The organism is Rothia sp. 27098_8_29 (assembly GCF_041432785.1).
Taxonomy (GTDB): Bacteria; Actinomycetota; Actinomycetes; order Actinomycetales; family Micrococcaceae; genus Rothia; species Rothia mucilaginosa.
In genome coordinates, this window is record NZ_JAPWAI010000001.1 from 1,190,530 (window position 1) to 1,203,888 (window position 13,359).

Here is a 13,359-nt window from a genome sequence, read left to right on the forward strand (position 1 = left end):
AACAGGGATGCGCAAAACGAACATCTCACGCGCCCCACCCACATGAGGAGGTGGGGCGCGTGAGATACGAGCCTTAGTCGACCAGACGCAGACCGTTCTTCTGAACCGTCAGAAGGAACTCCACGTTGCTTTCAGTCTTACGCAGCTGGTTGGTCAGAACGCCCAGAGCCTGCTCAGGCTCCATACCCGCCAGGGCACGGCGCAGACCCCACATAATCTTGATCTCATCCGGGGAGAGCAGGTTCTCCTCGCGGCGAGTACCAGAAGCGTTAATATCAACAGCCGGGAAGATACGCTTATCCGCCAGCTGACGGGACAGGCGCAGCTCCATGTTACCGGTGCCCTTGAACTCTTCGAAGATCACTTCATCCATCTTCGAGCCGGTCTCAACCAGGGCGGTAGCCAGGATGGTCAGCGAGCCGCCCTCTTCAATGTTGCGGGCAGCACCGAAGAACTTCTTCGGCGGGTACAGTGCGGCAGAATCCACACCACCGGACAGGATACGACCGGATGCGGGAGCCGCCAGGTTGTATGCGCGGCCCAGGCGGGTCATGGAGTCCAGCAGCACGACCACATCGTAGCCGAGCTCCACCATACGCTTCGCACGCTCAATAGCCAGCTCAGCCACAGTGGTGTGATCCTCAGCCGGGCGGTCGAAGGTCGAGGCGATAACCTCACCCTTAACGGTGCGCTGCATATCGGTCACTTCTTCAGGACGCTCATCCACCAGGACCATCATCAGGTACACGTCCGGGTTGTTCACGGTAATCGCGTTCGCAATGGACTGCAGCATGAGGGTCTTACCCGCCTTCGGCGGGGACACAATCAGACCACGCTGACCCTTACCAATCGGAGACACCAGGTCAACCACGCGGGTGCCCAGCTTCTTCGGGGTGGTCTCCAGTCGCAGACGCTCCTTGGGGTACAGCGGAGTCAGCTTCGAGAAGACGCGGCGGTTAGCTGCTTCCTCAACGGTCTGACCGTTAATCGCCTCAACCTGAACCAGCGCGTTGAAACGCTGGCGGCTGTTCGACTCACCATCACGCGGCACGCGAATCGCGCCGAGCACGTGGTCACCCTTACGCAGGTTGTACTTCTTCACCTGAGCCAGGGAGACGTACACGTCGTTGGTGCCGGGCAGGTAGCCGGTGGTACGCACGAAAGCGTAGTTATCGAGGATGTCCAGAACACCCGAAATCGGTGCCAGCACATCGTCTTCGCTCAGACGAGGCTCGTTCTCCTCGCGGCGGCGAGCCTGCTTCTCAGCACGCTCAGCCTGACGGTCACGCTTGGAACGGCGCTCAGTGCGCTCAGTGCGCTCGGCGCGTTCTGCACGCTCAGCAGCCTTACGCTCGGCACGTTCGCTACGCTCAGCATTGCGCTCTGCACGCTCCGCCTGGCGGTCACGCTTGGAACGGCGCTCAGTACGCTCACCATCCTGGTCGCGGCGACGCTCACGGGTACGAGTACGCTTCGAGCTCTTCTCACCGTCAGGGGTGCCAAAAGTCATGTCCAGGGCAGCGTTCAGGCTGTCCAGGCTCGCGGTGCCGTCAGCGGTAGTAGCCTTCAGCTCAGCAGAGTTACCGGGCAGGTCAACCTGCTCCGCACGCTCGCCAATACGCTCAGCAGCCAGCTCAGCGCGCACATCCAGCGGAGGAAGCTCAGCAGGCTTCTCGTCCTTACGGGTGCGGGTGCGGCGAGTACGCTTCTCCGGCTTCTCGTTATTCTCAGTCTTCTCGGACTTCTCAGCCGATGCGTCCTCGCCCTCAGCGGCGCGGCGAGCGCGCGCACGCTTCTGAGCGGGAGTCTCATGGCGGGAAGAACGGGTACGCTTCTCAGACTTTTCAGCCTTCTCAGCACCCTCAGCGGGAGCCTCAGCAGCCTCCGCGTTTTCGGTCTTCTCAGCCTTCTCCACCTTCGCCTCAGCATCCTTCTGGGTGCGAGTACGGCGGGTACGGCGAGGCTTAGACTCCTCAACCTTCTCAGCAGCGGGGGTCTGGGCAGACTCAGCGGGAGTCTCAGCCTTGGGCTCAGCAGGAGCGGCTACGGCGCCGCCACGCTGATGCTCCTCAAGAGCCTGAACCAGCTCAGCCTTCTTCAACTTCAGGTAGCCGCGGATACCAAGCTGCTGGGCGAGGACACGCAGCTGCGCGACCTTCAAGTTTGCAAGTTCCGGTGCGGCAGCGGCCGTACCGTACTCATCGGTGACAACAATATTCTTTGCCAACTACAATTCCTTTGGTTATAAGCCCTGAAAATCTTCAGAATAAAGATCGGGCGAACGCTATAGCGCGGTCAAAGGCTTAGACACTGCCGAAAGAAAACAGCAGTCCGCACCTTCGACTCCCTCGAACCGCACTGGAGGCGGTTCGCGTCTCTTACCGTACCCGCTGATTCAGACACAGCGGGCACACACGGAAGATAAGGCGCTCTATCACAAATGTGGGCAAGCCCAAACCATCATCTCTAAGAATCATCTACACGAGATGAAGAGGACGGATTGGTCACTTTGAAAGGGCACCCGCCGCGAAACCGAACCTCCAGAAAAGTCTTCCCCTATGCGTCAGAAACAAAGAAAGACGTGGAATCCAAAGGCACTCCCCCGAACCCTGCCGGCTCCCGCTCAGATACACAAAGCACCTGAGGCATCAGGGGAAACGGAAGTACGTTACGAAGGATAGTATCGACGGTCTACATTGAACGACGGGCGAACCTCAACATAGGACGAACTAATAACGTCCTACTGAGTAACTATAACACCTTCAGTATCAATTTCAAGAGGAAGAACCCGCCAGTTCAGGCGACAATCCACAATAGCGCTACAGGGGTGAGTCGCCGCGAACTCGGCAATAGCCTCCTGCACCTGCTGCACCTGCTCGTCACCGTGCGCAAAGGTCAAAACAGTAGGGCCAGCGCCAGAAATCACCGCAGCAAAACCCTGACCGCGCAGGTACGCAACCAGCACAGCGGACGGCTCCATCGCGGTCACGCGGTACCCCTGATGCAGGTAATCCACGGTCGCATCCATCAGGTACTCGGGAGCATCAGAGAGAGTGCGCACCAGCAGCGCCGCACGAGCCGAGTTCGCCACCGCCTCAACGTGGGGCATCTCCTCAGGAATCAGCGAACGAGCAAGCTTCGTCGACACCTCATAATCGGGCACAGCCACCACAGGGTGAACATCAGGATGCACCGGAATAATCAGGGTCTTCCAGTTACCCATCTCACCCCAAGACACCGACAGGTTGCCGTAAATCGCCGGAGCCACGTTATCCGGGTGGCCCTCCATATCGGAGGCGACCTGTAGCATCTGCTCACGGCTCAGACGGTGCTCCTCCGGCAGCAGACCGCTCGCCGCAGCCACACCCGCCACAATAGCCGACGCCGAAGAACCCATACCGCGAGAATGCGGAATCTTGTTATCAGCAATCAGCTTCACCGGCGGCAGTTCATCCAAACCAGCCGCCGCAAAACCAGCCTTCATCGCCTGCAAAACCAGGTGGCTCTCATCGCGAGGAACATCCGCGCTACCCTCACCACTGAGCTCAAACTCCAGGCCGGACTCAATACGCTCAACAACCAGCTCATCATAGAAGCCAAGACCCAAACCCATGCTGTCATAGCCGGGGCCCAGGTTAGCGCTCGTAGCGGGAACGCGGACCTTAACGGACGCGCCCACCGGAATATCAGAAATATGCAGGGAAGACATGAGAAGAACCTCGCGATCGGTGACGTAATGAGTGAATAGGTGAAAGATACAAAAAGGGCTGTCATGCAGGTGCACCCCGCCCCGCAAACACGGGACGGAGTGCACAACGTAGTATGAATAGGCTAGTGCAAATCGAGAATATCTGCCACAGCAACCACGTCGAAGGGAGCCTTAGTCGGCTCAACCTTCACGCCGTTCACAGCCTCAAGAGCCCACTGCGGGTCCTTCAGACCGTGACCGGTCACGGTGATGACGATGGTCTTACCCTCGGGAGCTTCACCGGCACGGTGCTTCTTCAACAGACCCGCAACGCCAGCAGCTGAAGCCGGCTCCACGAAGACACCCTCGCGGGCAGACAGCCAGCGGTGCGCCTCCAGAATCTCCTCATCGGTCACAGCCTCAATCACGCCGCCGGACTCGTCACGAGCAGCTTCAGCCTTCTCCCACGACGCGGGGTTACCGATACGGATCGCGGTCGCAATGGTCTCAGGAGCCTCAATCGGGTGACCAGCAACGATCGGTGCAGCACCAGCAGCCTGGAAGCCCCACATGATCGGGCGCTTGGTCGCAACCGGCTCCAGTACCTTACCGTCACGGTTGGTGTAAGGCTCCGAGTACTCCTTGTAGCCCTTCCAGTACGCGGTGATGTTACCCGCGTTGCCAACCGGCAGCAGGTGGTAATCGGGAGCGTCACCCAGGGTGTCAACAACCTCGAACGAACCGGTCTTCTGACCCTCAATACGGTAAGGGTTGACCGAGTTCACCAGGAACACCGGGTAGTTCTCGCTGAGCTTGCGAGCAATCTCCAGGCAGTTATCGAAGTTGCCGTCAATCTGAATGATGTCAGCACCGTGAGCAATCGCCTGAGACAGCTTACCCATAGAAATCTTGCCGTCCGGAACCAGCACTGCACAGCGCATACCAGCCTGCAGAGCGTACGCAGCAGCCGAAGCGGAAGTGTTACCGGTCGAAGCACACACAACAGCCTTCGCGCCGTCACGCTTAGCGGCGGTCATCGCGCTGGTCATACCGCGGTCCTTGAACGAACCGGTCGGGTTCATACCCTCAAACTTCAGGTAAACGGTGTTACCGGTCTCAGCAGACAGTGCCGGCGCGTGAATCAGCGGGGTGCCGCCCTCGCCCAGGGTCACAGCCTTCACATCGTCTGCGAAAGGCAGACGGTCACGGTACTCATTGATAACGCCCTGCCACACGTGTGCCATTGGCTTCTCCTTCAATCTTGGCGCCCCGCCCGCCGGACCTCCCATAGGTCCGGCGCGGTAGCGGGTACGCGGGTTAGTTAGTGAGCGATGCACCCGCAAGCGAACATCGCACGTTTAGTGAGCGGCGCGTGCCGCACATAGATAACGCTTTTGAGCCTTAGTGCTTCTCGGACTCCACGCGGATGACCGAGTTCACCTCACGCACAGTGTCCAGAGCATCAATCACAGCAATCGCACGGCGCAGATCAGAATCCTTCGCCGAGTGAGTCACCATACGAATCTGAGCCGCGCCCTCCTTCGGGGTGGACTGACGCAGAGAATCAACAGAAATACCGTGCTCGGCAAGGATACGGGTAATATTCGCCAGAACGCCCAGACGGTCCTCCACCAGAACACCCACCGAGTAGCGAGAAATCACGTTATCCAGGCTAGTTGCGTGCAACTGAGCGTGAGAAGTCTCCGGAACACCGGGACCGCCCAGCACCAGGCGACGAGCCAAAGACACAAAGTCACCCAGAACAGCCGAAGCAGTCGGAGCGCCACCCGCACCGGGACCGTAGAACATCAGCTCGCCAGCGTTCTCCGCCTCAACGAACACAGCGTTGAACGCACCGTGCACACCAGCCAGCGGGTGCTGACGCGGAATCAGGGTCGGGTTCACGCGAATGTTCGCGCCGTCCGCACCCTCGCGCTCACAAATGGCCAGCAGCTTGATGACGTAACCATCAGCATCCGCAGCCGCAACATCATCAGCGGTGATGGAGGTAATGCCTTCAGTGTGCACATCATCGATGGTGAAGTCAGAGTGGAACGCCAGCGAAGCAACAATCGCAGCCTTTGACGCGGCATCGTGGCCCTCAACGTCAGCGGTCGGGTCAGCCTCCGCGTAGCCGAGCTTCTGAGCCTCAGCCAGTGCGTCCGCGAAGGATGCGCCGGTGGTGTCCATCTGATCAAGAATGTAGTTGGTGGTGCCGTTCATGATGCCCAGAACGCGGGTCACACGGTCACCAGCCAGGGAGTCACGCAGGGGGCGCAGAATCGGGATAGCACCCGCAACAGCAGCCTCGTAAGAGAGCTGAGCACCGGACTCATCAGCGGCAGCCTGCAGCTCCACGCCGTGCTTAGCCAGCAGCGCCTTGTTGCCGGAGACCACGGACTTACCCGCCTTCAGAGCACGCAGAATGCGGGTGCGAGCCGGCTCAATACCGCCGGTCAGCTCGATGACCACATCCGCCGCATCAATCAGGGATTCAGCGTCGGTGGTGTACAGCGAGGGGTCCGCATTCCAGTGGCGGGATGCATTAGTATCGCGCACAGCAATACCGATCAACTCCACGGGGGCGCCAATGCGCTTTTCAAGGACGGCGTTATCCTCGACCAGGATGCGAGCAGCCTGGGAACCGACATTACCGGCACCGAGCAGTGCTACTTTGATCTTTTCAGCCACGATAGTCTCTTTCTACGGTCTGTTCCGGGTTCGCCCCGGTATCTCTTCGGGCTACGGTGTGGATGCGGCGCAGAGCACGCACTCAACAACCACTTTATCAAGAGCCGGGGACGGCTCAGCAGCCTCAAGCTGCGACTTTTACTCTCTGAGATGAGGTATCCCTCACAGTGATGAGGTGAACCTTATCTTCTGTCATGTTGTGAACGCACAAAACCGTGAAGACCCCACCCGCAACCGCCACCTCACGGCGTCCATGGCAGAGACGGGAACTTCACGGTTTTTCATGATGTTCAGACAGTGTTCTTAGATATCCGAACCCATATCCAGCGCCAACATATCCTCCTCACGCTGACGACGAATCATCACGCGAGAAGGCTTACCCTCAGCAGTGGCAATCACCGGCGGGCGAGTCAAGAAGTTATAGTTCGAACCCAGCACATAGCAGTACGCGCCGGTCGCCGGAACCGCCAGAATATCGCCAGCCTGCAGGTCAGCGGGCAGGTAGCAGTAGCGCACCACCACATCGCCAGACTCGCAGTGCTTACCCACCACGCGAGAGAGCACCTGCTCCCCCGCCGGGGCACGATTCGCCAGGGTCACCGAATAATCCGATTCGTACAGCACCGGGCGGGCGTTATCACTCATACCGCCGTCCACCGAAACGTAGCGACGCACACGAATCTCGCCGTTCTCATCTTCAATGCTCACGTTCTTAATGGTGCCCACCGTGTACAGGGTCGCACCCGAGGGACCCGAAATCGAGCGACCAGGCTCGAAGGACATGTGCGGAATCGCCATGCCCAGGCGCTCGCAGGTTGCTGCGACGGAAGCGGCAATCGACTCGGTCACCTCGGTAATGGAGCGGGGGTGATCCGCCTCGGTGTAGCCAATACCGTAGCCGCCACCCAGGTCCAGCTCCGGCAGGGTCACGCCCAGGTCACGGTTGAGACGGTTCATGAACTCCAGGGCGGTAGTTGCCGCCTGCTCGAAGCCCTCCGCCTCAAAAATTTGCGAACCAATATGGCAGTGAATACCGCGGAAATCCAGGGAATCGGTCGCGTTCAGAATCGCGGCAGCCAGAGCCGCGTAAGAATCGGTAGCCTCAACACCCCAGTACTCCAGCTCCTCCTCATCCAGACCGGCGAGCGCGGCGGTGCCCGGCTGCAGGGACATGCCGAATTTCTGGTCCTCGTGCGCGGTCGCAATGGACTCGTGGGTCGAGGCATGCACGCCGGGAGTGATGCGAATCAGCACCGGAACCGGGGCGTAGGGTTCCTCACCCTCAGCCACACGCTCGGCGGCAAGCTCGGCGTACACGCGCTCAATGAGCTTGAGCTCGTCCACCGAGTCAGCCACCACACGACCCAGGCCGCTGCGGATCGCACGGGCAACCTCAGCCTCCGACTTGTTGTTACCGTGCAGGGCGATGTTCGCCCCCGGCACCTGTGCGCGCAGAGCCAACGCCAGCTCACCACCGGAGGCGGTATCCAGGCACAGCCCCTCCTCGGTAGCCCAGCGCGCCACGGCAGTGGACAGGAACGACTTACCGGCGTAGTAAACGCTCACCTTCGCACCGTGCGCGGCAAAAGCCTGCTCAAAAGCGGTGCGGTAGGCGCGGGCTCGGGCGCGGAAGGTCGTCTCGGAGAAGACGTACTGCGGGGTTTCGTGCTCATCAGCCAGGTCGCTGACGGTCACGCCATCAATGCAGAGCTCGCCCTGCTCATTGCGGGTGAAGGAATCAGTCCAGATGGTGCGGGACAGTGCCTCGGGATGCTCGGGGTAGGTGAGCCATTCGGGGGCGTAGAGGGCGCGGGCTTCGCTCATCGTGTCTCTTTCTTAGCTATCTTGCCGGCATACGTTCAACCCCCGCCCCGGTAGCACCGGGTCGGGGGTTGAAACGAGAGTATTACATGCGCTCGGGTGCGCTCACACCCAGCAGGTTCAGGCCGTTAGCCAGCACCTGCTGTGCCGCGTTGTTCAGCAGCAGGCGGGTACGGTGCAGGTCGGTGACCTCTTCATCCGCCTTGGGGGCGACGCGGGAAACGCCGTACCAGCTGTGGTATGCCGAAGCGAGCTGCTCCAGGTAGCGGTTCACGCGGTGCGGCTCGTAGAACTTCGCGGCGTCACGCACGGCAGCCGGGAACTGACCGAGTACAGCCAGCAGCTCGCCGTCAGCAGCCGAGTCGAGCAGGGAGGTGTCCACGCCGTCCTCGACCTTCACGCCAGCCTCCGCGGCGTTGCGTGCCACAGCGGCGGTGCGTGCGTGAGCGTACTGCACGTAGTAGACCGGGTTCTCGTTGCTCTTGGAGGTCAGCAGGCCCAGGTCAATGTCGATGGGGGTGTCCACCGAGTAGCGGGTCAGCTCGTAGCGTGCCGCGTCAACGCCAACAGCCTCGACCAGGTCCTCGAGGGTGACCACGGTGCCGGCACGCTTGGACATGCGGACGGGCTTGCCGTCCTTGACCAGGTTCACCAGCTGACCGATCATGACCTCAATCTGGTCGGCGCGGTAACCAAGAATCTGGGCGATAGCCTTCAGACGGCCCACGTAGCCGCTGTGGTCAGCGCCGAGCATATAAATCGCCACGTCAGCGGGGTTTACTGCACGGGTCATCTTGTCCTGGTAGTAGGCGATATCACCCGCCACGTAGGCGTGGTTACCGTCAGACTTAATGACCACGCGGTCCTTGTCGTCGCCGTAGTCGGTGGTGCGCATCCACCATGCGCCGTCAGCCTCGAAGAGCTGACCGTTCTCGCGCATAGCGTCGAGCAGGGCGTCCACCTTGCCGCCTTCGAACACGGAGTTCTCGTGGAAGAACACGTCGAAGTGAGTACCGAATGCCGCCAGGGACTCCTTGATCTGATCGAACATCAGGTGAGTACCGATTTCGCGGAAAATCTCTTCGGGGTTCTCAGCCTCAAGCGCGTCGGGGCGCTGAGCCAGAATCTGGTCCTTAATGTCAACAATGTACGCGCCAGCGTAGCCGTCCTCGGGGGTCTCCTCACCGCGAGCAGCGGCAATCAGGGAGCGCACGAAACGGTCAATCTGGGTACCGTGGTCGTTGAAGTAGTATTCACGCACGACGTTAGCGCCCTCAGCCTCAAGGACGCGGGCGAGCGCATCACCGACGGCAGCCCAGCGGGTGCCACCCAGGTGGATGGGGCCGGTGGGGTTCGCGGAGACGAACTCAAGGTTGATGGTCTTACCGGCGAACTTGTCGCTGCGGCCGTATGCTTCGCCAGCCTCAACGATGGTGGCGGCGAGCTCACCAGCAGCTGCGGCGTCCAGGGTGATGTTCAGGAAGCCGGGGCCAGCAATATCTACGGATGCAACACCGGGGATAGCGCCAATCTTCTCTGCCAGAAGAGCTGCTGCCTCACGCGGGTTCTTGCCCACCTTCTTGGCGAGCTGCAGAGCGACGTTGGTTGCCCAGTCACCGTGTTCGCGGGACTTGGGGCGCTCCACTCGGACGGCGGGCAGTTCAGCGCCCTCCACGAGGGTCAGCTGGCCGGAGGAAATGGTTTCTTCAAGGGCAAGCGCAATGGCTTCAGAGAGTTCTTCAGGAGTCATAACAAACTATTCTAGCAAGCCTTGGCAGGTGCCTGACCCTTTATCTAGTGCATATCTGATACCATAGGTGGGTTGCCTCTGTAGCTCAGCGGATTAGAGCACCAGTTTCCGGTACTGGGGGTCGAAGGTTCGAATCCTTTCAGGGGCACGATGTTCTTATTCGAGAGGGAACACGGGAGCCGATATCCGAGGCGTATTGTTCGGGTATCGGCTCCTTTTTATTTAACAACCCAACTTTATTTAGCCGCTCAACCTGTTATGCATAAAGCCTGCGCCGGGCGGCCGTTCCCGCCAGCTCCCTCTTCAACCTCAGAGGGTGGACACTACCCGCCTGCCTGTTGTGGCAACGCTAACAGCCTTGAGAGAATGGGAAAACGCGCACACCCGTCACATCAGCACGGCTTCAAGCCACAACAGCGGAGGTAACCCGATGACCACCATGCGCCAGATTCAGCTCACCGAATGGGGCGACGAAAGCGTTCTGCACGAAGCAAACGTACCTATCCCCTCGCCGGTGCGCGGTCACGTGCTCATCAAGACGGTTGCCGCCGGTGTCAACCCGATTGACCTAACCACCCGCAAGGGCCTGGGTCCCGCTGCTCAGCTGACAGATCCGTCGTACAAGCCCTTCGTGCCCGGCTGGGATGTTGCCGGCACCGTGGTTGCTACCGCCGGCGACTACACGGGTTTTAAGGTGGGCGACGGCGTATTTGGTCTTGTTGCTTTTCCCTCCCCCGCCGGTGCTTACGCCGAGTATGTTCTCGCCCCGGCGCATCAGCTGGTGAAGGTGCCCGCCGATGTTCCCTGTGCGCAATTGGGTGGCGCTCCCCTGGCGGCACTGACCGCATACCAGGCGCTCTTCGAAGTGGCGCGATTGAAGGAAGGCGAGCGCGTACTCATTCACGCCGGTGCCGGAGGCGTCGGCCATCTCGCCGTTCAGTTGGCGGCGCAGGCTGGCGCTCAGGTTTTTGCGACCGCCTCCGCGGCTAACCACGAGTTTGTGCGCTCGCTGGGTGCCCAGCCTATTGATTACCGCACCGAGGATTTCCGCGCCGTACTGGGCCAGACCATGGATGTGGTGCTCAATGCCACCGGTCAGCAGACCTTCCTCGATTCGCTGGAGGTGCTGGTTCCCGGCGGCCGCATTGTCACCCTGACCAGCCCCGACCCGCTGGATGTTGCGCGTGAGCGCGGCTTCGAGGCGCAGTGGCTGACGGTTCACCCGGACCGCACGCAGATGCAGGAGATTGCCCGCCTCATGTCCTTGGGCCTGTTGAAGGTGCACGTGGATCAGGTGCTTGATTTTTCGCAGGCTGCGCAGGCTCACGCCCTGGTGGCGACGGGTCGCACCCGCGGCAAGATCGTACTGGTTCCCTAACGCGGCGCTGATTCATGCAGACTTCTGAGAGCACGCCGAAAGTTGAGGGCGCATTGAACGCTGAGGACGCACTGCCTGCTGAGGGTGTGCCGAATGTAGAGGGTGCATTGAACACTGAGGGCGCGCCGAAGGTTGAGAGCACCGAGTACCGCTCCGGTTTTTACCGCGAGGCGGGCTTTTACGATGCCCACTCGCTACCCGACTACGGCGCGCAGTCGCCGGTAACTCGCGAGGCGTTCGCCTACGACTTCTTCCCCGCGACCGGGGATATCTCGTCCCCCGCGCCGCTGCTGGTGTGGGTTCACGGTGGCGCCTGGCGCTTCGGCACCAACCAGGCCCTACGCGACACTATCCTGCGCACCCCTGGCGGGGAGCAGCCCAATACCCAGGCGCTCATGCGCGCCGCTTTTCAGCAGGCAGGCTGGGCGGTCGCGTCCATCAACTACCGGTATTCGCATCAGGCGCTCTTCCCGGGTGCCCTGCACGATGTGAAGGAGGCGGTGCGTTTCTTCCGCGCCAACGCGCACGAGTTCGGTATTGACCCGCAGCGCATTGCGGTAGCGGGCGGAAGCGCCGGCGGGCATCTGAGCATGATGGTTGCGCATACGGGAGATTCCGCCGCCGGTGCCTCTGCACCTGAGGATTCTGTATCTGAAGATTCTGCATTTGGGGATTCTGCGAGCGCACCCGAGCACGACGAATACTTTGAGGGCAGGGCGGCGAGCGCCTACCCGTCCCACAGTTCGCAGGTGGCGGCGGCGGCTTCGTTTTACGGGGTCAGCGACTTGAGGACCATCTTCACCGATCGACCCCTGGCTGGCTACGCTCTCGACCATCCCGAAGATGACGGCGCCGAGTGGCGACTGTTGGGAAGTACCCACCCGGTCCCCGCTGACGTGTCTACTATCGACATGTCCAAGGGTGAGCGGGCGGTTCCGGGTGTCTGCATCGAGCGCGCCCAAAAGAACTGGGAGCGTGCGCATCCTATTGATGCGGTACGCCCCCAGCAACGAGTGAATAAGGTTGAAAGTGCCTCTGCACCGGGTGCGAGCGGCGGCGCCACTCCCCTCATGCTTGTGCACGGTATTAGTGATTCGTGTGTGCCGTACCAGCAGTCGGTGCGGGTGTATCAGGCGCTGCGCACGCGGCAGGTGCCTACCGATTTGGTGCTGGTTCCGGATGCCGAACACGGGGATTCGCGCTGTTTTAGCCCCGATATTGTTCAGCAGATGCTGCTATTTCTCAACCGCGCTGTTCAGTTCAACCGCGCTTTCTAGAACCGCGCTGTCTGAACCGTATTGTCTGACCCGAGTGATTGATCAGAAAGTAATCGACCAGATGCGGGTTTAGCGAACGCGGCGGTTCACGTATTCGTGCTCAAGGCGGTAGCGTTCGAGGTCATCAAAAGCAACGCGACGGTGCGTGTTAATGCGCTCGAACGGAATATCTCCGCGCTCCAGCAGGCGAACAACGGTCGGGCGGGATACGCCCAGGTAGTCTGCCGCCTCCTGCGTGGTCATGAGGCGGTCCTGGCGTACCACGCAGACGTCCTTACGGTCGGCGAATGCGCGCGCTACGGAGGTGAGGGGTCCGTACATTTCGGGGGAAATCTGTACACGCTCGCCGTCGCCGGTGACCAGGTAGAGGGTTTCTTCGGCGCTGAGGCGGTCGAAGTGGGTGCGCAGACTCGCGTGAACGAGGGCTTGGAAGAGCTCTTCGCAGCGGTGGTGAATTTCTTCGTGCTGTCCGTCTTCGCAGCAATCCAACACTGCAACACGTGTTGCCGGGTACGTCTTTGGTGATGGCATAGTCACTCCTTCGTTACTGTGTTATTCACCACTGTAGCAGTTGAACGAAACTATCGAAAGAAAGTTAAGAAGCGCAGTTAATTCGCATCTACGGCGCATAAAATTCAGATGAATAATTATTAACTCTCTTGATAGCATTTGATATCATTTATTGTATCTTAACTACCCTTTTTAGGGTCGTCATTCCACCGCTCCCCACCCGGGGTTCCCGCGAACAAACCCA

General features: G+C 60.3%; 9 protein-coding genes and 1 tRNA gene. 3 read left to right on the forward strand and 7 right to left on the reverse strand.

Annotated elements, in window-relative coordinates; genetic code table 11:
- Positions 1-73 precede the first annotated feature (73 nt).
- From rho to argS, 6 genes are all read right to left on the reverse strand, one after another.
- Positions 74-2,227 carry a transcription termination factor Rho gene (gene rho, locus O3649_RS04605; RefSeq protein ID WP_070629502.1) on the reverse strand — a complete coding sequence of 718 codons (2,154 nt, stop codon included), beginning with the start codon at positions 2,225-2,227 and terminating at the stop codon, positions 74-76.
- A gap of 513 nt (positions 2,228-2,740) precedes the next feature.
- A complete protein-coding gene (thrB, locus tag O3649_RS04610) occupies positions 2,741-3,709 on the reverse strand; it encodes a homoserine kinase (RefSeq protein ID WP_070629503.1) in 969 nt (322 codons plus the stop codon).
- Positions 3,710-3,831: 122 nt separating this feature from the next.
- Positions 3,832-4,932: a threonine synthase gene (gene thrC, locus O3649_RS04615; protein ID WP_070616551.1), complete on the reverse strand. Its 1,101-nt coding sequence runs from the start codon at positions 4,930-4,932 to the stop codon at positions 3,832-3,834.
- A gap of 157 nt (positions 4,933-5,089) precedes the next feature.
- Positions 5,090-6,379: a homoserine dehydrogenase gene (locus tag O3649_RS04620; protein WP_070616553.1), complete on the reverse strand. Its 1,290-nt coding sequence runs from the start codon at positions 6,377-6,379 to the stop codon at positions 5,090-5,092.
- Positions 6,380-6,682: 303 nt separating this feature from the next.
- Positions 6,683-8,203, reverse strand: coding sequence for a diaminopimelate decarboxylase (locus tag O3649_RS04625; RefSeq protein ID WP_371572971.1), 1,521 nt, complete (start codon positions 8,201-8,203; stop codon positions 6,683-6,685).
- Positions 8,204-8,285: 82 nt separating this feature from the next.
- Positions 8,286-9,950: an arginine--tRNA ligase gene (gene argS / locus O3649_RS04630; protein WP_371572973.1), complete on the reverse strand. Its 1,665-nt coding sequence runs from the start codon at positions 9,948-9,950 to the stop codon at positions 8,286-8,288.
- 74 nt (positions 9,951-10,024) lie between these two features.
- On the opposite strand from argS, the gene O3649_RS04635 reads away from it, so the two are divergent.
- The 3 genes from O3649_RS04635 to O3649_RS04645 all read left to right on the forward strand — a co-directional run bounded on the left by O3649_RS04635 (position 10,025) and on the right by O3649_RS04645 (position 12,605).
- A tRNA-Arg gene (locus O3649_RS04635) sits at positions 10,025-10,098 on the forward strand.
- Between the two features lie 282 nt (positions 10,099-10,380).
- Positions 10,381-11,328 (forward strand): NADP-dependent oxidoreductase, encoded by a 948-nt coding sequence (locus O3649_RS04640; RefSeq protein ID WP_371572975.1) that lies wholly within the window; start codon positions 10,381-10,383, stop codon positions 11,326-11,328.
- Between the two features lie 14 nt (positions 11,329-11,342).
- Positions 11,343-12,605, forward strand: coding sequence for an alpha/beta hydrolase fold domain-containing protein (locus O3649_RS04645; RefSeq protein WP_371572977.1), 1,263 nt, complete (start codon positions 11,343-11,345; stop codon positions 12,603-12,605).
- 69 nt (positions 12,606-12,674) lie between these two features.
- Here O3649_RS04645 and O3649_RS04650 read toward each other — a convergent pair whose 3' ends face one another.
- Positions 12,675-13,136, reverse strand: a complete 462-nt coding sequence (locus O3649_RS04650) for a helix-turn-helix domain-containing protein (RefSeq protein ID WP_005506503.1) — start codon at positions 13,134-13,136, stop codon at positions 12,675-12,677.
- Positions 13,137-13,359: the final 223 nt, after the last annotated feature.